Source organism: Asticcacaulis solisilvae (assembly GCF_017875235.1).
GTDB lineage: Bacteria > Pseudomonadota > Alphaproteobacteria > Caulobacterales > Caulobacteraceae > Asticcacaulis > Asticcacaulis solisilvae_A.
Map to the genome: position 1 here is coordinate 53,320 of NZ_JAGGMI010000014.1, position 19,932 is coordinate 73,251.

The window sequence follows — 19,932 nt, forward strand, 5'->3', positions numbered from 1 at the left end:
GGTCTCTTCGCGACAAAAAACGCATCCGTTGCTTTTCATATATGATGTTCATTGTTTGACGGCGCGGCTATCCGGATGGTAAGCAGTATACCTGGCCAAGGTTTTAATACCCCGGCTTTCAAACAAAATGACGCAAAGACTCACCATGGGCCGACGGCGATCCGAAACCACTGAAGATGATGACACCGGTGACTTGCGTTATCGTGCGCCGGCACTCGAAAAGGGGCTCGATATCATCGAACTCCTCGCTGCGTCCCCCCGTCCAATGGCGCCCAAACAGATTTCCGAGCAGCTCGACAAATCGGTGAGCGAACTGTTTCGCATGCTTCAGGTCCTGGAAAACCGGGGCTATGTCGAAATAGCGGAAAACCAGAGCGGCTACGAAGTCACCAACAAGCTCTTCGCCTTGGGCATGGCGCGGGGAATCAGCAAGAACCTGCTCGACCACGCCGTCCCGGTCATGAGATCGCTGACGGAAAATGTCCTTCAGGCCTGCCATCTCGTTGTCTCCGCCGACGACCAGACCGTCGTCATCGGTCAGATGGACGCGCCGGCCATACCCAGCTTTCACATTCGGGTGGGTTTTCGACAAGGCATTGTAGAGACGGCATCCGGCACGGTGCTGTATGCATTCCAGCGCCCCAAGATTCGCGACGCCTGGCGCGCCGCGCTTCAACCGACCGTATCGGAACAAGATTGGGAAGCGTTCGAGGACCTGGCCGACCGCGCCCGTGCCAAGGGCTACCTGGTGGCCAAAAGCCAGTACGCCGAAAGCATTACTGATATTTCCTGCCCTGTCTTCACGGACCGGGGCCTTATTGCGGCAATCACGATTCCGTACATCAAGAGCCGGTTGAGCGTCAGCATAGACGTATGCGCCGACTCGCTGCGTGAGGCAGCGTCGAGCTTGTCCAGCGCGCTTGGCGCCGTCGAACCTCTAGTCGGCGCCAAGGACTCTTGGTGAACTGTAAAGAATAAGGCAGAAAGCCGAACTCCAGCCTTCGGCCGGTCCCATGAAGAGCAGGTCGCCGCCGTGGGCCAGGGCGATCTGGCGCGCGAGATTCAGGCCGGTCCCGGACCCCTCGGGTTTGGTGGTAACAAAGGCATGGAAGATTTGTTCGGCCAGGTCGTCGGGCACACCACATCCATTGTCCGACACGAATATCCGCGTTTCCTCGCGATTGTGGTCAAGGGAGAGCCGGACCCGGCGCGGCGCTACCCTCCCCTCGGTCGCTTCGGCGGCGTTTTTCAGCAGATTAAGCAGGGCCTGGGTCAAAAGGGTTTCGTCGACTTCCAGCACCGGACACTCCGCCGGTAACTCCAATACGATGTCGATCTCCGACGCGGAAACGCTGCGCTCGAACACGCGAATGATGTCGGCGAGGAATGACCCCATCTCGACCCGACCCAGGACCGGCTCCGGCAATCTGGCCATGGACCGGTACACATCCACGAAGCGCGCAAGCCCTGTGGTCCTTTGTGCCAGGACATCCAGAGCCTCGCGGGCGGCCTTCGAAGCGTCGGTTGTTTCGCCAGCCAAATAACCATGAGCAATACGCGCCAGGGATGCGACTGGGGTCAGCGAATTCATGATTTCGTGGCTGAGCACGCGCAAAAGGTCGCGCAACGCCGTCGCCTCCGCCACCCGGACTTCTGACTGTATATCGGTCAGACTTACCAAGCGCACGACGGCATCGGGTGTGGTCATTTCGCTTATGCCCACCGCGTATGTCCGGCCAAATACCTTTATGGCGCGCGCAGGGCCTGGATCCCGACCACGAACGACGTCCATGAGGCTTTCAGGCGGCTGGGCAACGATATCATCGGTCTGAAACAGGATGCGCGCCGCGCGGTTAACGGCCACCAAACCTCTTGCCTCGTGGAATTCCAACAAAGGCATGGGAACATGATCGGCCAGGAAGCTTCCCCCTTCACGCCGGTCACTCACCGGGCGCCCGGCTAAGGGCGGGTCCGGGATAATGGGGGGGGCAAGGCGGACGAGGAAGATCACGCAGCCTGCCAGGACAAGAAGTCCAAACAGGACGCTCGCCCAGAACTGATGATAAACGGCATCAGTAATAAATGCCGACGCGGCGATCACGCCGGCCAGCGCCGACAGCATCCTCAACCGCGCCTTAAAGACCATGCCGGCCCATTCGGCGATACAGGGTCTGGCGTGTCACGCCCAGTTCCGTCGCGGCCTTCGATATATTGAAGTTGTGCCGGCTCAAGGCTTCCGAAATGACGTATTTCTCGGTCACTTCGAGATTGAGGCCAAGATCGGACGCGGATTGCATCCCCGGCAGGTCGAGATCCCCCGCCACGACCATGGCGCCGGAAGCGGCGACAACGGCACGTTCAACGGTGCGCCTCAGGGCGTGAAGATTGTCCGGCCAGCTGTTCCCCCGCAGGGCGGCAACGGCGTCCGGCGAAAAGCCGGCGAACACCATACCCTGCCTCAGGGCGAAGACCCGGGCGAAATGGCTCGCCAGCAACTCGATGTCATGGCTCCGCTCGCGCAGGGGCGGCAGCATCATTTCAAGAGTACTCAGGGCGTATAACAGAGACTTCTGAAGGCCGGTCGACGGATGCTGACGGCAGGTGGTCGCCACGACCCGGTTGTTGTGCCGCCCGGCCTGTTGAAGCCAGGCCGTGAGGTGAACGTTCAGGCCCGGGTCGAGTTCGTCGACATTCTCCAGCAGAAGGGTTGCGTCCTCCAGATCATCCAAGTCCGCGGGCGCCAGCCTGGCGGCCTCCACGACTTTGAGCATCGTCCGGCGCGACAGGCGGTGCAGGGCATGCGCCACAAGCGTTTTTCCGCTGCCGTTTTCACCGAGTATAAGGATATTCGCCGTGAGAGGCGCATAGCGCGTGACCAGGTCCTTCACCCGGGTAAGCGCGTCACTTTCCCCGACAATCAGGCCCGTATCGTACTCCGTCCCGGTCTCGACCGGCTTGACCCTGGACTTATTCGGATGCCTGAGTCCGTCTTCCAGGGCGTCAATAAGCCGATCGTCATTCCAGGGCTTCATAATGAAATCGTGAGCCCCCGCCCGAAGCGCCTGGACAGCCACGGTCAGGCCGCTGTGGCCCGTCACCACTATGACAAGGGCGTCAGGATCGGCGCGGCGAATCTCCCTTAGACAGGTCAAGCCTTCTTCACCGGACATCTGAGCCCTGGAAAAATTGAGATCCAGAAAAATGGCATCGACTTTTTCTGCCGCGAGCAGGCTATAGGCTTCCGCCGGGCTGGTCGCTGCCCGGAAGTCATAGCCCGCCTTGCGCAAAAGCAGCTCGGCGGTCTTGAGGACCCCGAGGTTATCGTCGACAAATAATATCTTGCGGGTGGCCATGTACGTATTCGGACAGTCTGGACAATCGCGACACCACGATTCTCCAAAAGGAGAAAAAAACTAAATCTTTCTGCGCATTAGCCTGGAAGGACATCCGCGGTATTATGTCCGTCCACCCAGGGAAAACGCGTCATGAAGAACGACAAAACAAGAAGGCTTCGGTCTCTGCGCCCGGCAGCCCCCGCTTCGGCCAATCAGGCACTCGCCGCAAAGCGCCCGCAGCGCGCGCTGGCCACCGGATTGGATATACTTGAGTATCTTGCCAATTGCCAACACCCGGCGACGCTCGCAGCCATTTCCGAAAAATTGAATGTTACCGGCGTAGTGGTTAATCGTTCCATATCGGTGCTGGAAGACCGGGGCTATGTCGTTCGCAACCACGCCACAAAGTCGTATGAAGGCACCGGCAAGCTGCTGAAATTGCAGTCAGCGCTGGCGAAGCCCCATCAGCTCCTGAAACATGCCGGGCGGATCATGCAGGGCTTGTCCGAGCACATATCCCAGTCATGCAATATCGCCATAGCTTCAGAAGGCGATATCCAGGTGATCGCCCAGCAGGCGCCGCCCTCCCCCTTCTGCATCACAGTGCCGGTTGGATACCGGTACGATATGGTGAATACCGCGCCCGGCCTGGCATTCATTGCATTCGCATGCCAGGCAGACGTCAACCGCTGGCCCGGCCAGACCTCCCCGGTGGTGAACGCGCGGGAATGGTCGGCACTCCGGCAAGCTGTCGAGACTACGGCGGAGCGCGGATTCGCCCAGGCCGAAAATCCGCTGTTGCCCGCCGTTACGGACCTCTCTTGCCCGGTCTATCAGGATGGCCTGTTCGTCGCGATCCTTACCGTCCCCTTCATACAGACAAGCGGGAGCGCCAGCCTGGGGTGGTCAATCGCCGCCCTTCAAATGTCGGCTGAACTTCTGAGCGAATCCTTGCGCGGCGACAGCCTCGTCGCCTGATGCGATGCGCGCCCGCAACACCGCGGTGGTCTCGTTCCGCAACTTTAAGAAATTGATTGGCTTTTGATGTGCTAGATTCCTGCAACAAACCTTGCCTGAAACTGCGTGGCCAGGAACAGGGCGCCATCATGCCGTTGATCCGATTGCAGAATGTGCACTTCAACTACGAAACGCCGGAGCGGCGGGTCGAGGCGCTTCGCGACGTGTCCCTTGAAATCGAACCAGGGGAATTCCTGGCGATCTGTGGGCCGTCGGGCTGCGGCAAGTCGACTCTGCTCAACCTCATGGGCACGCTGGATCGCCCCACATCGGGCCGCTACGTTTATGAGGGCGAGGACCTTAATACATGGACGACGGGTCAGCTGGCGGAATTGCGGGCCCGCGATATCGGCTTCGTCTTCCAAAGCTTCAATCTTATCGAAAGTCTTACCGTTTACGACAATATCGAGTTGGCCCTGCTTTACCGGCGCGACGACAGACGGAACCTGCGCGAGCGCGTGATGGAAGCCATGGACCGCGTCGGCATCGCGCACCGGGCCAATCACCTGCCGCGACAACTGTCGGGTGGCCAGCAACAGCGATGCGCCATCGCCCGCGCCATCGTCGGACGGCCGGCGGTTATCCTGGCCGACGAACCCACTGGGAACCTCGATTCCGAAACCGCCGCGCACATCTTCGGCATCCTCAAGGCGCTGCATCACGACGGCAGTACCCTGGTGGTCGTCACCCACTCACCCAGCCAGGCCGACCAGGCGGAGCGAGTGGTCGAAATGCTGGATGGGCGCATACAGTTTACGCGCCGCCGCCTCTCATGAGCCGGCGCCTGGCGGGACTGAGGCATGTCTGCGGTTCGCTGACGCGATACTGGGGATTGAGCCTACTCAATATTACCGGGCTGGCGATAGCGTTTGCGGCCACCTTCATCATTGCTGTTTATGTCAGGGACGAGTTGACCTACGACCGTTTCCTGCCGGACGCCGAGCGGATATTCCTGCTGACGGCGGACTACGGCGCGCCCGGCAAGCCACTGGTCAGCAGCGACAAGACGCCCGCCGGAATGGCGCGCTGGCTGCGGCCAAACTCCGCCGTCGAAGCTGTCGCCCGCCTGCACGACGCGGAACTGCCCCTGCGATCCGATCGCCACGAAGCGCTCGAGCACTTCTACTGGGCCGATCCGAATATATTTTCCGTCCTTCGTTTCAAGGTCGTCCATGGAGATCCTGAGGCGGCGCTTGGGACTTACGACACGGTCGTCCTGACGCAGGCCATGGCCCGGCGCTACTTCGGCCGGGAGGATGCGGTCGGCAAGGTGCTCATCCTGGACGGTTCCATCCGGCTGACCGTGACCGCCGTGCTCGCCGACTACCCGCCGAACACCCACCTGGAGCGCGAAATCTTCGTGTTCTCACGCGCCGGTTACTCCATGCTGGTCAACTTGGACCTTAATCCCGACTGGCTGTGGGACAGCAGCTACACCTATGTCCGCCTGAAGCCCGGTGCAGCCCTCAGCCCCAGCGCGCTCGAAAGCTTGGCTCAGCGCAACTGGGTGGGCGGATTTAACCGTCCCGCCTTCGAGCTGGTCTCCCTTCCCGATCTGCACTTCAGGCCCCAGGCTGACAATCAAATGAAGCCGCGCGGACATCTGGACACGGTCATGGCCATGGCCTTCATGGCATGCCTGATCCTGATCCTGGCGACGGCCAATGTGGCCGGATTGATGTCGGCACAGATTGAAGAGCGCAGCGGCGAGATGGCCGTGCGAAAAGCATTGGGGGCGCAACGGCATCATCTGCTGTTTCAGGTCATGGCCGAAGCCGCCGTCACCAATCTCGTGGCCCTTGTTGCCGCCCTTGCCCTGGCCGAGCGCCTGTTGCCATATATCAATGCACAACTGGGCCTCAGGCTGGTCCTGTGGTCATCGCCCGTTTTTCTGGTGGCGATCGCGGCGGCCGTCGCGGCTGTCGGAACCGCGGGCACGCTTTACGCCGCCAGGAGGTTGTCCATCGTTTCGCGACCGTATGCTCAAGGCGGTCAAACAAGTAAAACCAGGGCCTATATGGGCCGAATGGGATGGATCACCATCCAATTCGCCCTGCTGGTCATTCTGCTAGTGAGCGCCCACACCGTGCAGCGGCAGTGGCTATTCGCCATGGACGAGGCGCTGAACTTTGACGCGGACCGCGTGGTCATGATCACCGTCGGCGACGGCAAGGGGCAGGATACTGCGTTCAAAAACCATATACTGGCAACGCCTGGTGTCGAAGGGGCTGCCTATTCCAGATTTATACCGGTCTACCGCAACATCCGGCCGGGCTGGTTCCCGACGCCTTCGGGCCAGGTCGTGCAGTTCACGCGCGAGTCGGTGGATACAGACTTTTTCCGGTTTTTTGGCGTGCGGATATTGGCCGGGCGCGGATTGTCCGACGTCTATGCGGCCAACGTCCCACCAAGGGAAGTCGTCATCAACCAGACGGCAGCGCTCGCCTTCGGCTACAAGACCCCGCCAGACGCCATTGGCCGGTCGATCACCTATGCGGCGGATGACAAGCACGTAACCTCGTCGATCGTAGGTGTCGTCAGCGACATGCGGACGGCAACCGTCCGCGAGCCGATTGCCCCGATGGTATTCGATGGCCAGTCCACGTTTTTCACCGCTCTGAGCGTCCGGGTCGCAAAGACCGGTCAGGCCCAAACCCTTGCCGCCATCGACCGGCAATGGCGCCGGGACTTCCCGCGGGCTGGTCCCATCGAGCGCCGCTTCTTCTCGACCTATCTGCTGGGACAATACCGCGACATGCTGCAGCAATGGCGCGTATTCGGCCTGCTTTCGGCCGTGGGCATCTGCCTTAACGTCCTGGGTCTCAGCGGCTTGTCCATCTATCTGGCACGGGTCAGGCTTCGCGAGATGGCCATCCGCAATGCCCTTGGCGCGCGCATCCCCGATATTTTCAAGTTGCGCATACAGCCGTTCATAAAGCCGCTGATCGTCGCCAACCTGGCCGCGGCGATCATATCGTGGCTCCTGATGTCATCGTGGCTTAATTCCTTCAAGGCGCGCGTCGACTTAAGCCCTGTCTCGTTCGCCGGTGCGGCTGGCCTGACTGTGCTGATCACCCTTCTGACCGTTACCACCCATGTCTTCCTTTCGTCTCCGGCGCGCTCAAGCCAGCCGCTGCGCGACGACTGAGCTCTTCCCCCTCAAAATATGGAGATTTCACTGTGATCCTTTCACTTCGCAGGCTCGCCTGCGCGTCCTCGCTTGCCGCCCTGATGCTGAGCGTTCCCTGTCTGGCGGCTGAACCGGTCGTGCACGCTCAAGGGCCCTGGACCGATACGTCACTTGCGCCTGAGGCCCGTGCCGATGCCGCCGTCGCGGCAATGACCCAGCCCGAAAAACTGCGGCTGGTGTTCGGCTTCTTTTCCACTGAAGCCACGTGGATGGACAATGAGGTCAAGCGATTCCAGCTCCCCAAGGAGGCCCTGCCCTTTGCCGCCGGATATGTTCCCGGCGTTCCGCGCCTGGGCATACCCGCCCAGTGGGAAACCGATGCCGGCATTGGCGTGGCAAGCCAGGTCACCGAGACGCCCCGGCTGCGCACCGCCCTCCCCTCCGGCCTCGCGATCGCCGCGACATGGGATCCCGCAACGGCCCAGGCCGGCGGCGCGATGATCGGCAACGAAGCCCGCCTGTCCGGCTTCAACGTGCAACTGGCCGGCGGAATGAATCTCATCCGTGAGCCGCGCAATGGCCGAAACTTTGAATATAGCGGCGAAGACCCTCTGCTTGCCGGCGTCATTACCGGCAACGCCATCAAGGGCATACAGTCCAACCACATCATCTCGACGATGAAGCATTTCGCCTTCAATGCCCAGGAAACCAATCGCAACGCAATCGACGTGAAAATCTCCGATCAGGCCGCACGCCAGTCGGATCTGCTGGCCTTCCAGATCGCCCTCGAAATCGGGAAGCCCGGCTCGGTCATGTGCGCCTATAACCGCATCAATGGCGCCTATTCGTGCGAAAACGACTGGCTTCTCAACCAGGTCCTGAAGCAGGACTGGAACTTCAAGGGCTATGTGATGTCGGACTGGGGCGGCACCCATTCGACCATCCCCGCCGCAAATAATGGTCTCGACCAGCAATCCGGCTGGGCGTTCGACAAATCCCCCTACTTCCATGCGGCGCTGGGCGAAGCCGTCAATAACGGCCACGTCAGCCGGTCGCGCCTGGACGACATGGCGCGCAGGGTTCTTTGGGCCATGTTCGCCAACGGCGTCGTCGATACTCCGGTCGCCGGCGATCAATCGGTGTCGATCGACCAGGCCGCCCACGCCCAAACGACCCAGGCCGCGGCGGAGAAAAGCCTGGTTCTGCTGAAGAATGACGGGCTGTTGCCGCTGTCCGCTAAGGCCAGGCGCATCGTCATGATCGGCGGACACGCCGATTTTGGCGTCCTGTCAGGTGGCGGGTCGTCGCAGGTTTTCACCGCGGGTTCCCAGCGTTTTGACGAACCTCTTGGCAAGGCGATGTTTTATCCTTCGTCACCGCTCAAAGCCCTTGCGTCCCGCACACAGGCGATCGTTTCCTATCACGATGGCAAGGACGCGGCGGCGGCCGCAAAGGCCGCCCGCAATGCGGATATCGTCATCGTCTTCGCGACCCAGTGGACCGCGGAAGGCATGGATACCCCTGACCTTCACCTGCCTGGCGGCCAAAACGACCTGATCCGCACGGTGGCCAAGGCGAACCGGAAGACGGTCGTGGTCCTTCAAACCGGCGGTCCTGTGGTCATGCCGTGGCTGAACCAGGTTGGAGCGGTCATATCCGCCTGGTATCCAGGCACGTCGGGTGGCGAAGCCATTGCACGGGTTCTCGTAGGCGAGGTCAATCCGTCCGGCAGGCTTCCCGTCACCTTCCCAGCCGGCGTCGACCAGTTACCCAGGCCCGTCATCGACGGCGATCCCAAGCTGGACAAGGCTGACGATCCTCACCCGCACACGGACTATGATATTGAAGGCGCCGCCGTCGGTTACAAATGGTTCGACAAGAAGGGCCTTACCCCCTTGTTTCCGTTCGGATACGGCCTGAGCTATACCCGGTTTGCGACCTCCGGCCTGACCGCCGCGGCCGACGGCAAGGGCGTGAAGGTATCGGTGACCGTGACCAACACTGGCAAGTCCACCGGGGCAACGGTGACGCAGGTCTACGTGTCTCCGCCCGAAGGCGCCGGCTGGGAAAGCCCGAAGCGTCTTGGAACGTTTGCCAGGACCGAACTCCGGCCAGGCGAAAGCAAGTCCCTGTCCATGACGATCGATCCGCGATTGCTGGCAATCTTCAACTCGGCCACAAAGACCTGGACCGTGAAACCCGGTGCCTACCGGGTGACAACCCAGGACTCCGCTACGGAGGCCACCGCCACTTCAACGGTGATGCTCGACCAGCAAACCCTGGATGTCCGGGGACAATAAGGCCGGCGCCGGGCGCACGCCTGCGGGCGTGCGTCCAGCGCGGAGTGTAAGCCTGCCCAGCGATCGGTCGTTAAAATTCGACGCTGGCGCCCAGGCTCAGGACGTCGGAGACGCAACGGCGTCCATCCACCCGGTCTATCTGGACTACGATATCGACCATCGACTTCACCAGCACATAGGCATTGGCGTAGTCGAGGTTGGAGGCCCCCTGCAGGATCATGATCGCCAGCTGCCTGAGGGCGCCTTCGGCACTGTCCGCATGGACGGTTGTGATCGATCCTGGATGACCCGTATTGATGGCGCGCAGGAAAGTGTAGGCTTCGGCCCCGCGCAGTTCCCCAAGCAGTATCCGGTCCGGCCGCATGCGCAGGGCCGCTTCCAGCAGGTCGTTCGGCGTTACGCTCGCCTCGCCCTGCCCACCACGGGCGGCGATCAACTGGACCCGATTGGCGTGACCCGGCCGCAGTTCCGCCGCGTCCTCGATGGTGATCAACCGTTCCGACAGCGGGATTTCAGCCAGCAATGAATTCAGCAGCGTTGTCTTGCCGCTCGAGGTGCCACCGGAAATAACGATATTACGCCTTTGCCGGACGGCGTCAGCCAGATACGCCGCCAACTCACCCGTCGGGGCAGGCGCGGTGTGACGGCTCCGTACCGGCTCAAGCGCATAGGCGGACAGGGGCATCACAGCCGCCCGATGGCGGCGAATGGCCATGGCGATATGGTGCTGCGTCGCCGGCGGCATGACGATCTGGATGCGCGCGCCGTCCGGAAGGCTGGCGCTGAGCAGCGGATGAGCCCGGCTCAGGCCCTGGTGAGAATAGACGGCGACCTGACGGGCCAGGCGCTGCAGGTAGTCGCTGTCGAGTACGGGCATGGGCAGGCAAGCAATGTCGCCTCCCAGCCGCTCCCGCCAGATCTCGCCTGGCCGGTTGATATAGATATCGGTCGTGTCCACATCGGCGAGCAGCGGCCGGAGCGGCGAGAGATAATGACTGAGATAGTCGCCGGAGTATTCAGTGTTCACCTGGCCGGTCATCGTCTTGGCGAGACCCCCGTAAAGTCCATGTCCCGGTTGACAAAGACCATGATCGGCGTGCCGGCTTCGACCGTGACCGTCGGCGCATTTGCACCTTGCGCCGCCCCCGCCTGCGCGACATTGCCCGCCGTCTGGGCCGGAACGCCCAGGACCACCGACCCATCGCCGGGGCGCGACGCCAGGGCGACGCCGACCGTCAGCACGGTTTGAAGCGCGGCGGACCCGATGCGCGCCATCAGGTGATTGTCGACCTTGCCCGCAACGCCCGCCCCGCCCCGCAGGTCCGCTCCCGGCGCCGTCAGCTTGATGGCGACACCATCAGGCCGGATCAGGCGTGTCCACTGGATCGCGACGCGGCTCTGGTTGGCCTGTGTCCCGGCCCGGATTTCACCGATCAGATGGCTCCCACGCGGGATCAGGACCCTGGTCCCGTCGAAACCGCGCGTATCGCCCGTCGTGACGGCGCGCACGGCTCCGCCCTGACTGGAATCGACCGGCGTTTCGATCGCTGCCGGAATGAGCGTCCCTTGCGGAACCAGCATGGCGCGATTGCGCATGATGACGGCGCGCGCCGGGGTGTCGTCCGGCGCCGGGGTCTCGGCCGGCGTCGCCGAAGGCAGGTCGATCGTCATGACGGGCTCGGACAATCGCGGCTGGGGCGCCGGCGGTATTTGTGGCGGACCGGGGCGCTCGACATACTGGACGACCGGCGGCGGCGGTGGGGCCGGAACATAGCGAATTTCGGGGAGCGGCCGGGAAGCTGGCTCGGGCGATGGCGGAGGAGGAATGTCCAGTGGCGCAATAGGCGGTGGAACCGCTACGGTTGCCGGCGCGGTGCGCGGCGCCACCTTAGGCTTGCCGAGATGGGCCTGGCTGGCCCAGATCACCCCTCCACCTACGATGCAAAGGAGTGCGGCCACGATGACAGGTGAAGGCCCGGCTTTCGGCAGGGCCACCCGGGGCGCCGGGTCATCGGGTTGTTGCGCGCCGGTGCCGCTCATTTCCGCCCCTTTTCGATAAGGCGTGTCGCGGTCGCCTTCTGATCCCCAAGCCGGAAAACGAACCGGTCGGCGACAAGGTCGATGACGTATCTGCCGTCACGCATGGCGCCGTTGATCAGGACCTCGCCCCCCCGATCGTTAATCATGAAAACCGCCGGAACCTGGCCATCGCCGCGCCATTCCACGAAGGTCGCGGAGCCGTCCTCGTACATGGACGACGGACGGAGCGATGTGGCCCCGGTGAAACGGAAATACGATCTCGGCGTATCCTGGGCAACCGGCTGGGCCAGATATACCGGATAGACAAAACGCAGCGATATGGGAGTGGCGGCGTCCGGTGCCGGAATGGCGGTCAGGTCGAAATTATATTCGCGGCTATCGGTGACGACGGTCAGATTGGTATTGGTCGCGCCCTGCATCGGCTTGATGAACAGGCGGTCGGCCCGATGATTGGCCACGGCCTGCCAGACGGCGCTGTTGCCCAGCGCGACGTTTTCAATGCGCTCATCCGACGAAAACTCGACAGCCACCGCATAGCCCAGTGCAACGCGCAGCACGACGACTTCGTCCGGATCGTAGTCGACCGTCTGTATCCGCGGGTCCTTCAGGCCTGGCGTAGGCGTGACCGACGCCCAGGCTGGAGTAGCGGCGACCGGCAAGATGGCGATCATGACGAGGAGATGGCGGCGTGTCGTCACGGTTCTCTCACGCTCGTAGGGGAATCCGCGCCATCTTCGGAAGGCGGAATGTCGCTTAGGGCTGTCGTCGCATTGGGCGCCTCTAGGGGAATTGCCATCGTGAAGCCCTGAGCCGGTCGCGGCGCTATCTCGTCGTTGCGCCGGTATCGTGTCACCTGGAAGCCCAGCGGATTGACCAGCCGGTCCTCGGCACGCAGCGGCCCGTCTGAGAACTGATAGGTGATCACGGCAGCATAATAGCCGTATGTCCCGCTCGCGGCGCCTTCGTCCATGCGCGTCGTGGTGAAGCGCACCAGAGCCGTCTTTGGCCCGAGCTCCGAAACGGATTCGACATTGACGGCGACCACCGCCGAACGCGGATAGAGCTTGAGCGGACTTTGCGGATTGTGGGCCGGCATCAGGGCGGCATATTCGCCACGGGCCTGGCCGCCCGACCACAGCATGACCTTGCGGTAGTCGGCGCGCAGGGCCGTAATGTCGAAACCTTCCCGCGCGATGACATACTGCGCCAGCATCGAACGCGTCAGGGCCGTGTCGGCGCGCAGGGTCTGGCTGCCGCCCTTGTCCAGCACCTCGACAAATCCGGTCTGCCGGTCGACCAGGACCGGAACGACATTTGTCGATTTGAGCGGGACCAGACTGGCCAGGGCGAGGGCTTCGGCAACCGCGACCAGAGCTGCCGCGCCGGCGACAAGCCAGGCTCGGTTGCGGGCGCGCCGCGCCGCGTCGGCCTCGCTTTGCGCCCAACTCGAACTATCCGGATAATAGGATTGCGTGTCTGTCTTCATGAAATCAAGTCCCGCTTCGCCGCCCCAGTTGACGCCCGCATATGTGTCGGCCGCCGCAAGCCTGGCCCCGCACCTGCTGAAGAGTCTGCGGAGCCTGCCCAGGCTGAAGCCGCGCCACCGCCCCCTCCCCGGTTATTGTTCTGCCGCTGCTCATCGGCAACGGCCAAAGCTCCAACCGCGTCCGTGACGCGTTGCGCCCGCGAAACCGGGGGCTCAGTCCGAATTTCTGCGACCGGCCAAGGAGACCGCGGGGTAGACGGCGCTTCGGTACCCATTCGCGCGGTCACGAACGTGCCCGCGCGCCGGATGAGGTCGATGGGCAGGAACCCACTCGCCGCAAGCACCGCGACCACGGTTATGGCGGCGCCGCCCGCCAGGAAAAACAGTCCGATAAGCAACGGAGCGCTGGCATCGGGCGCCTGGGACAGGTGCGAGAGATCGCGTGCCAAAAAGGACAGTTCGACTGCCGAACTTACTGCGTAGCCCGTTTGGGCGATAAACAGCGCGATCATTGCTCGCAGCCACCCGGCGAACAGCCCTATCGACATATCGAACAGGGCGGCGGCGATAAACAGCGGCCCGACAGCCAGGACGATCGCCTGAACCAACCGCGCGGCCAGGCTGAACCCGACGCAGGAGAGCATGAGTACGGCATTGCCCAGGTCGTGGCCCGAAGTGGCGGGCGAAGGCCCTGGCGCGGGAGGCGGAACAGACGGATCGCCGCCGGCAGACGGCGGCGCAGGGACCGGCACCGCCTGCGACGGCCCGGCCAACGCGTCCAGATACCCGGCCGCGCTGTGGCTGGCCTCAGTCAGCGAAGGGGTCCGCAATCCTGTTGGCGCCAGGGCCATGGCCGCCAGTTCCTGCGGCCCTTGGGTGGAAACGGTGTAGACCAGCGCGGAATAGGTGGTGAAAGTCGTCGCCGCGGCAATGACGAAGCCCAGGCGAAGCACCGCATGGATCAGGCTGGCCGTGTCGAGCTGATGGTACAGGATGAGCCGATAACCGATGCCGGCGACATAGAGCGCCAGCAATACCGCGACCAGGGCCGTTGGCAGGCCGTGCCACACGCCGCCCTGGAACCCCGCGAGTTCGATCTGCCGCGACTGGCATTCGACATAGGCCGCCAGGCGCTCGACAACCCCGGCGTCGCCGGCGATGGCAGGACATAAGCCGCTCATGTCAACCGCTCCAGGAAGGGAGGCATCCAGTCGTGTGGGTGATCGCCCACAGCGGCACGCACTTCGTCCAACAGCCGGATAGCGCTCTCGCGGCCGGAAAGGACGTGCAGCATTTCCGCTTCGCCGGTCAGGTCGAGGCGCGCCACGACGCTTTCCCGGCCGTGCTTGATCAGGAAGCAGTGGGCGTGATCGGGCAAGGAGCGGATCAGGTCGAACTCATGCTGGGTCAATCCGAAACCGTCGACATAGTCTACGGCCTGGGCGCGCGCGTTAGGCAGGAAGATATGGGTGGCGGCCTGCTCGACAATCGCCGAGGAGATGCGGCTGGCCAAGGCGTCCTGGGCGCTCTGGGTGACGAAGCCCACCAGTCCATTGCGTTTGCGGATCGTCTTTTCCCAGTCGCGAATGCGAGCCACGAAGATATCGTCATCCAGCGCCTTCCAGCCCTCGTCGACAACAATGATCGCCGGCGATCCATCCAGCCGTTCTTCGACGCGATGGAACAGGTACATCATGGCCGGTGTCCGCGTCGCCGGAGCGTCCAGCAATTGCGTCATGTCGAAGCCGACGACCGCCGCATCCAGTCCGACCTCGTCGTCGGCATTGTCGAACAGCCAGGCGTGCTCTCCGTTGCCGAACCAGGGACGCAGACGGGCATAAAGGTCGGTTGCCTTTGGCCGTTCCGCGCCCCGCAGCAGATCCGCGAAGGCACGAAGGCGGCGCAGGCTGGGAGGCGCCGAGAAGTTGGCGTCTACCGCCGCCTCGATCACCGCCAGGTCCTCGGCGCTCGGTGCTGCGTCCGCCGAGACCAGACGCGATACCCATTCGATAAGGAAGCGGCGGTTCGCCGGCGATGCTTCCAGGGCCAGGGGGTTGAGTCCTGAGGGCGCGCCGGGACGCAAAGTGCGGTAGCGGCCGCCGACGGCCCGGATAAAGATTTCCGAGCCCCGGTCCTTATCGAAGAAGACGAGCCGCGGCTTGAACTTCAGCGCCTGGGCCAGCAGGAAGTTCAACACCACCGTCTTGCCCGAGCCAGACGGGCCGATCACGCTGAAATTGCCGAGGTCGCCGTGGTGGAAGTTGAAGAAATAGGGCCCCGCCGCCGTGGTTTCGAGGACGGTCACCGCCTCCCCCCAGTAACCGCGCGGCTCGCCAATGGCGAAATTGTGGAACGAGGCGAAACTGGCGAAATTGCGTCCGGCGATGAGCGCGCGCCGGGTGATGAAGCGCATATTGCCCGGGAACTGCGCCCAGAAGGCTGGCTCAAGCGCCAGGTCCTCACGCACGCCGACGATGCCGAGATCCGCCAGCACGGCCTGGGCGTCGGCCAGCCCCTGCGCGACGTCGCCCTCGTCGGAGGCGCTGAGCATCAGGCTCATGTGATGTTCACCGAAGATCGCGCGTCCCGCGGCCAGGTCGTCGCTGGCGCCGGCCAGCTCGTTGCGCAGGGTGATCGCCTCGTCGTCGCTGGCGCGCATGCGGCGGAGCGCCAGGTTGACGCGGCGCAAGGCGGGTTCGCGGTCGACGAAGGCGAAGCTTTGCGTCAGCACGAATTCCGCCGGCAGCCGCAGCAGTTCGTCGATCATGCCCGGCCGCGACGTGCCGGGATATTCCCGGATCGACAGGATGCCGAAATAGCGGCGGTCCTGCTCGGCATAGGGGGCCAGTTCTCCGGTCATGCGGCCAAAGCTGAGGCGGCGGGCCGGCACGTGTGACGCCAGCTTGCCTTCCGGCAGCAACCGCGCCTGGCTGAAGCCGTTGTAAATCTGCGCCAGGAACTCAAGAATGCCAGAGTAGCGCCGGCCGTCGCGCTCGTAGACACCGACGACGCGCGGCCGATAAGCCGCCAGCGAGGCCATCAGAACCTCGCGTGCCTCGTTCAGATCGCGCAGACCTTCGCGCAGCTCGATGTCGGCGCGGCCCGCGTCGGCGGACATGTTGTCGAAGAACCGCTGAACCAAACCCTTGCTGCCCTGGGTCGGCCGGCGCAGAAGCGTGACATAGATGTCGTTGACATAGAGCGCCTTGGCGTCCAGCCGTTTGCGCCATCGATCGTTCAGGGCACGGCTGAACGCATCGCCGTAAGATGCATCAAGCGCCGGTTCCACGCGGCGGCGGACAATATGGTAATAGAGCGCGAAGCGCGAGGCGCTGAGCGCCTTAAGCGCTGCGTCCCTTAGGTCCTTGCGATAATTGAGTTCACTGGTATCCGCGGTCTCGAACAGAAGTCCCTTCAGGACGATGGTCTGCATAAGGCGCTTGTCCTGCAGCATCACCGTATTGTCGTCGACGTGCGCGAGATACGGCAGGCGATCGCCGCCGCGGGTTTCCTTTTCGTAAGCTACTCTGTTCATGGACTATAGGAATTGCACCCCCATAGTGACCGGTTCGCGACGTGCGGACAGCGTGAGCTTGTAACGATCCAGATATCGAAAATACGCGGATCGTACAGGTGGGCGACCCAGCCGATGGCATGGATGACGAGCGCCGCGGCGATGACCCAGAACGCCTTGAAGATCAGGAACAGTTCCGTCGTGATGATGACGTTCGCGATCAGGAAACTGTAGGTTACACCCAGGAACATCTGCGGTTTGGTCAGGGCGACGAAAAGGCGGTCGCGATCGAGCGTGTCCATGGTTCAGAAGCCGCCGCTGGCTGCCGTCTGGATTCCGGCGACGATGCTGGTCGCGCCAAAAAGGATGAAGCAGCCCAGGATGACGGCGGCGCCGTGGCGCCAGTTCAGCCGGCCCGTCAGCATCATGTAGCCGCAGAAGGCAACGGCGATCACGGCGACCACCGTCGCCGTCGTGCCCAGTAAGGTTCCCTGGATCCAGTGGAGGGCGCCGACGATCGCACCCGAGCCTTCAGGGTCGGCATAGGCCTGGGCGCGGGCCGGCAGGGCGACAAGGGCCAGGGCCGGAATGGCGCTCGATAAGTGTTGTATCGCTTTCATGGGTTTTACTCAGGTAAAAACTTACGGATTGGCTGTCGGCAACGGGATAGGACCAGCAACGCGGCCGCTGCTGGTCCAGGTTATCAGCATCAGTTCGGAGACGTTCCGTAAACGATGCCACGACCGGAGTTGGTGGCCCCATAGACCGTCCCGAAGGTCTTCGGGTCGCCCACAAGCATGCGGAAGCCGCCGTATTGATTCTGGGCGTTGTCGATCCGCGTCCAGGTGCTGCCGCCGTTGACCGAGCGGAAGACGCCTTTGACATTGTTGTAGGTGCCGGCGACGTACATCGCCGGGTAGGACTGGCCAGACGCCGCCTTACCGAAGCCCATGGCCTGAATGCTCGTCGGGCCGGAGACCTGGCTCCAGGTGCCCGAGCCGCAGGTCGTGTTGCGCAACAAACCGCTGTAACCGTAGAGCCAGACGTCGCAGGACTTGCCGAACGGCGTGATCATGGTGTGCCACGCAATGGGCGTAACGGGCTGGGTCCAGCTGACGCCTTTGTTGGTGCTGACATAGACCTTACCATTGGTGCGTTCATAGGCGTAGAAGTTGTTGACGTTCGCGCCGTCGGCCACCACGGCGATGCCGGCCGGCAACGACGTCGAAGACCAGCTGTAGGTGCTGTTGGTCGAGACGACCGGCACAACGCCGCTGTCGCCGGGCGCCCAGACGATGGAGCTGCCATCGGCATTGATTGCGATGGTGCCGCCACTGTCATTCGTGACACCGGCCGGCGTGCTGGTGAAGGGAGACCAGCTGTAGCCGCCATTATACGAGATGGCGCCTGGAGCGCTGCCCCAGATGCCGACCCGCACCATAATGTTCGAGGCGCTCTTGGCCCAGTCGAGGGAGGAGGTGTTGCCGCAGTTGGGATTGGAGTGCGCGGCCGCGGGGGCCTGGGTCATGTTGGTGTGGAAGAAGCCGCACACGTCGCCCATCCCGCTCACCAACGGCACCGAACCGCCCCAGGGAAATGCGGTCGGAGACGCCAGGCTGAGCGGAACGGTTTCTTCCACGCCGTTTTGATCGAGCGTGAAATTGACGGTCCCACCGCTGGCGGAGGCCGTCAGATTCTGGGTCGACATGATGCCGCCACCCCAGGTGACGAAGGCGTGGTTGGTGTTGAACGGATCGAGCGCCACGCCGCTCCAGTTGCCGAGATAGCTACGGGTGCCGTTCCAGGGGGCCGCACTGAGGTTGACATTGACGTTGGCGGTAGCGTTAACCCAGGATTGACCGCCGTTGGTGGTCCGGTGCAGCGACTCACCGTGGCCGTCATAGCGGTTGACGCTCATCACGGCGACAGTGCCCGAATGCGCCGGATCGACCGACAGGCCCGAGAAGCCGTAGTCGGCGAACCAGCCGGCCAGTTGCTGGCTGTCGTTCGGAGGCGTGATGTTGGTCCAGTTGCCGCCGGCAACATTGTACTTCCACACCTGGCCATGATCCAGGCCGCTCGGCCCGCCGCCGCTCGTCCCCGAAGCTGCCCGCGAATAGGTGATGTAGAGGTTGCCGTCAGGACCGATCTGGCCCTGTTGCGGGAGCAGGCCCGTCGGTGCGCCCGGAACCAGCGACCAGCTATTGCCACCGTCGGTGCTGCGGTAAAGTGTGGAGCCGTTGCTGGCGGCCTGCGCTGTGCTGACGCCGGCAAAAATGGTCTTCGTGGCCTGGCCCGACGCACTCGACGGCTTGTGCATGGCGACGAAAGCAACGCCCGCGCCGGTGTCGTTGTTCGACATGGCCGGGAAGCTGGTCACCTTGGACCAATTGTAACCGTTGTTAGTGCTCTTCCAGAGGCCGTTGTTCGAGGCCCAGGCCGAGGTGTTGGCCGTACCGTAGAACAGCACCGAACCCAGGTTCGGGTCGACCGCCAGGCGCGGCCCGACATTGCGGCCGGCCTCGTTGCCGTTGACCTCGAACGGAAAAGGCACAATCTGGAAGCTGTATCCCTGGTTCCACGAAATCAACAAGGCGCCGCAGCAGTTGGTTTGCCAGTCATGGCCACCACCGGCAACCATGTAGAGCAAGTTGGTATTGTTGGGGTCGACGGCGATGGCTTGAACGTTGTTGTACGCGGCCTGATCCGGGGTCAGCCAGTCGAGCAGCGGCACCCAGGTGCTGTTCGATGAATTGTAACGATAGGCGCCGCCCACGTCGGTGCGGGCATAAAACAGGCCCTGCTGGCCCGGATGGGCGATAACTTCGGGCACGTAGCCGCCACCGCCGATTTTTGCGACCTGCCACGTGTAGCTCTGCGCGCTGGCGGGGGATACTGTGGCAATCGCCGCTGCCGAAATGGCAAGCGCGCCGACAGCCAGCCCTTTTAAAAGGGCATGACGCAAGGTTTTTTTCATGACGTCCTTCCTGTTTTTTGAGCCCGAAGCAGGCGCACGACCACAGAAGGATTAGGGTCGACACTCCCTACCAAAGGCGGGCCTTGTTGTCAGGCCCACAACAGAGATACACATTAAAACGTCATATGCAAAA

The 19,932-nt window shown here is 62.9% G+C and carries 16 protein-coding genes; 5 read left to right on the plus strand and 11 right to left on the minus strand.

The window, feature by feature from the left end:
- The first annotated feature begins 145 nt into the window (after window positions 1–145).
- On the plus strand, window positions 146–964 hold the full coding sequence (locus tag J2X24_RS18800) for an IclR family transcriptional regulator (protein WP_209724984.1): 819 nt from the start codon (window positions 146–148) through the stop codon (window positions 962–964).
- Here the strand turns inward: J2X24_RS18800 and J2X24_RS18805 are convergent.
- Window positions 938–2,122 (minus strand): sensor histidine kinase, encoded by a 1,185-nt coding sequence (locus J2X24_RS18805; RefSeq protein ID WP_209724986.1) that lies wholly within the window; start codon window positions 2,120–2,122, stop codon window positions 938–940. The two genes, J2X24_RS18800 and J2X24_RS18805, sit on opposite strands and share 27 nt — an antisense overlap.
- A gap of 13 nt (window positions 2,123–2,135) precedes the next feature.
- Complete coding sequence (locus J2X24_RS18810; protein ID WP_209724988.1) at window positions 2,136–3,353, minus strand: sigma-54-dependent transcriptional regulator; 1,218 nt, start codon at window positions 3,351–3,353, stop codon at window positions 2,136–2,138.
- 132 nt (window positions 3,354–3,485) lie between these two features.
- Here J2X24_RS18810 and J2X24_RS18815 point away from each other — a divergent pair, with 132 nt between their 5' ends.
- The 4 genes from J2X24_RS18815 (at window position 3,486) to J2X24_RS18830 (ending at window position 9,782) form a co-directional block, all read left to right on the plus strand.
- Window positions 3,486–4,313, plus strand: coding sequence for an IclR family transcriptional regulator (locus J2X24_RS18815; RefSeq protein WP_209724990.1), 828 nt, complete (start codon window positions 3,486–3,488; stop codon window positions 4,311–4,313).
- A gap of 128 nt (window positions 4,314–4,441) precedes the next feature.
- Window positions 4,442–5,128 carry an ABC transporter ATP-binding protein gene (locus J2X24_RS18820; RefSeq protein ID WP_209724992.1) on the plus strand — a complete coding sequence of 229 codons (687 nt, stop codon included), beginning with the start codon at window positions 4,442–4,444 and terminating at the stop codon, window positions 5,126–5,128.
- Window positions 5,125–7,500, plus strand: a complete 2,376-nt coding sequence (locus J2X24_RS18825) for an ABC transporter permease (RefSeq protein ID WP_209724994.1) — start codon at window positions 5,125–5,127, stop codon at window positions 7,498–7,500. Before J2X24_RS18820 ends, J2X24_RS18825 begins: the two co-directional genes overlap by 4 nt.
- 83 nt (window positions 7,501–7,583) lie before the next feature.
- On the plus strand, window positions 7,584–9,782 hold the full coding sequence (locus J2X24_RS18830) for a beta-glucosidase (protein WP_209725059.1): 2,199 nt from the start codon (window positions 7,584–7,586) through the stop codon (window positions 9,780–9,782).
- 70 nt (window positions 9,783–9,852) lie between these two features.
- Here J2X24_RS18830 and virB11 read toward each other — a convergent pair whose 3' ends face one another.
- The 9 genes from virB11 to J2X24_RS18875 form a co-directional block, all read right to left on the minus strand.
- Window positions 9,853–10,809, minus strand: coding sequence for a P-type DNA transfer ATPase VirB11 (virB11, locus tag J2X24_RS18835; RefSeq protein WP_342591100.1), 957 nt, complete (start codon window positions 10,807–10,809; stop codon window positions 9,853–9,855).
- Between the two features lie 8 nt (window positions 10,810–10,817).
- Window positions 10,818–11,822, minus strand: coding sequence for a TraB/TrbI/VirB10 family type IV secretion system protein (locus J2X24_RS22820; RefSeq protein ID WP_209724998.1), 1,005 nt, complete (start codon window positions 11,820–11,822; stop codon window positions 10,818–10,820).
- Complete coding sequence (locus J2X24_RS18845; protein WP_209725000.1) at window positions 11,819–12,520, minus strand: TrbG/VirB9 family P-type conjugative transfer protein; 702 nt, start codon at window positions 12,518–12,520, stop codon at window positions 11,819–11,821. The genes J2X24_RS22820 and J2X24_RS18845 overlap by 4 nt, the downstream gene beginning before the upstream one ends.
- The gene (locus J2X24_RS18850) at window positions 12,517–13,308 is read right to left on the minus strand and encodes a VirB8 family type IV secretion system protein (RefSeq protein ID WP_209725002.1); all 792 of its coding nucleotides are present in this window, start codon (window positions 13,306–13,308) and stop codon (window positions 12,517–12,519) included. Before J2X24_RS18850 ends, J2X24_RS18845 begins: the two co-directional genes overlap by 4 nt.
- Window positions 13,305–14,489 carry a type IV secretion system protein gene (locus J2X24_RS18855; protein WP_209725004.1) on the minus strand — a complete coding sequence of 395 codons (1,185 nt, stop codon included), beginning with the start codon at window positions 14,487–14,489 and terminating at the stop codon, window positions 13,305–13,307. Before J2X24_RS18855 ends, J2X24_RS18850 begins: the two co-directional genes overlap by 4 nt.
- Window positions 14,486–16,843: a VirB4 family type IV secretion/conjugal transfer ATPase gene (locus J2X24_RS18860; protein WP_209725006.1), complete on the minus strand. Its 2,358-nt coding sequence runs from the start codon at window positions 16,841–16,843 to the stop codon at window positions 14,486–14,488. Before J2X24_RS18860 ends, J2X24_RS18855 begins: the two co-directional genes overlap by 4 nt.
- Window positions 16,840–17,124, minus strand: coding sequence for a VirB3 family type IV secretion system protein (locus J2X24_RS18865; RefSeq protein ID WP_209725008.1), 285 nt, complete (start codon window positions 17,122–17,124; stop codon window positions 16,840–16,842). The genes J2X24_RS18860 and J2X24_RS18865 overlap by 4 nt, the downstream gene beginning before the upstream one ends.
- A gap of 3 nt (window positions 17,125–17,127) precedes the next feature.
- The gene (locus tag J2X24_RS18870; protein WP_209725010.1) at window positions 17,128–17,442 is read right to left on the minus strand and encodes a TrbC/VirB2 family protein; all 315 of its coding nucleotides are present in this window, start codon (window positions 17,440–17,442) and stop codon (window positions 17,128–17,130) included.
- Window positions 17,443–17,531: 89 nt separating this feature from the next.
- On the minus strand, window positions 17,532–19,799 hold the full coding sequence (locus tag J2X24_RS18875) for a beta propeller repeat protein (protein WP_209725012.1): 2,268 nt from the start codon (window positions 19,797–19,799) through the stop codon (window positions 17,532–17,534).
- Window positions 19,800–19,932 lie beyond the last annotated feature (133 nt).

Coding starts and splice junctions, on each gene's coding strand:
- J2X24_RS18865 (WP_209725008.1), bottom strand. CDS start 17,124: ATGGACACGCTCGATCGCGACCGCCTTTTCGTCGCCCTGACCAAACCG.
- J2X24_RS18830 (WP_209725059.1), top strand. CDS start 7,584: ATGCTGAGCGTTCCCTGTCTGGCGGCTGAACCGGTCGTGCACGCTCAA.
- J2X24_RS18815 (WP_209724990.1), top strand. CDS start 3,486: ATGAAGAACGACAAAACAAGAAGGCTTCGGTCTCTGCGCCCGGCAGCC.
- J2X24_RS18810 (WP_209724988.1), bottom strand. CDS start 3,353: ATGGCCACCCGCAAGATATTATTTGTCGACGATAACCTCGGGGTCCTC.
- J2X24_RS18800 (WP_209724984.1), top strand. CDS start 146: ATGGGCCGACGGCGATCCGAAACCACTGAAGATGATGACACCGGTGAC.
- J2X24_RS18805 (WP_209724986.1), bottom strand. CDS start 2,122: ATGCTGTCGGCGCTGGCCGGCGTGATCGCCGCGTCGGCATTTATTACT.
- J2X24_RS18855 (WP_209725004.1), bottom strand. CDS start 14,489: ATGAGCGGCTTATGTCCTGCCATCGCCGGCGACGCCGGGGTTGTCGAG.
- J2X24_RS18860 (WP_209725006.1), bottom strand. CDS start 16,843: ATGAACAGAGTAGCTTACGAAAAGGAAACCCGCGGCGGCGATCGCCTG.
- J2X24_RS18870 (WP_209725010.1), bottom strand. CDS start 17,442: ATGAAAGCGATACAACACTTATCGAGCGCCATTCCGGCCCTGGCCCTT.
- J2X24_RS18850 (WP_209725002.1), bottom strand. CDS start 13,308: ATGAAGACAGACACGCAATCCTATTATCCGGATAGTTCGAGTTGGGCG.
- J2X24_RS18820 (WP_209724992.1), top strand. CDS start 4,442: ATGCCGTTGATCCGATTGCAGAATGTGCACTTCAACTACGAAACGCCG.
- J2X24_RS22820 (WP_209724998.1), bottom strand. CDS start 11,822: ATGAGCGGCACCGGCGCGCAACAACCCGATGACCCGGCGCCCCGGGTG.
- J2X24_RS18875 (WP_209725012.1), bottom strand. CDS start 19,799: ATGAAAAAAACCTTGCGTCATGCCCTTTTAAAAGGGCTGGCTGTCGGC.
- J2X24_RS18825 (WP_209724994.1), top strand. CDS start 5,125: ATGAGCCGGCGCCTGGCGGGACTGAGGCATGTCTGCGGTTCGCTGACG.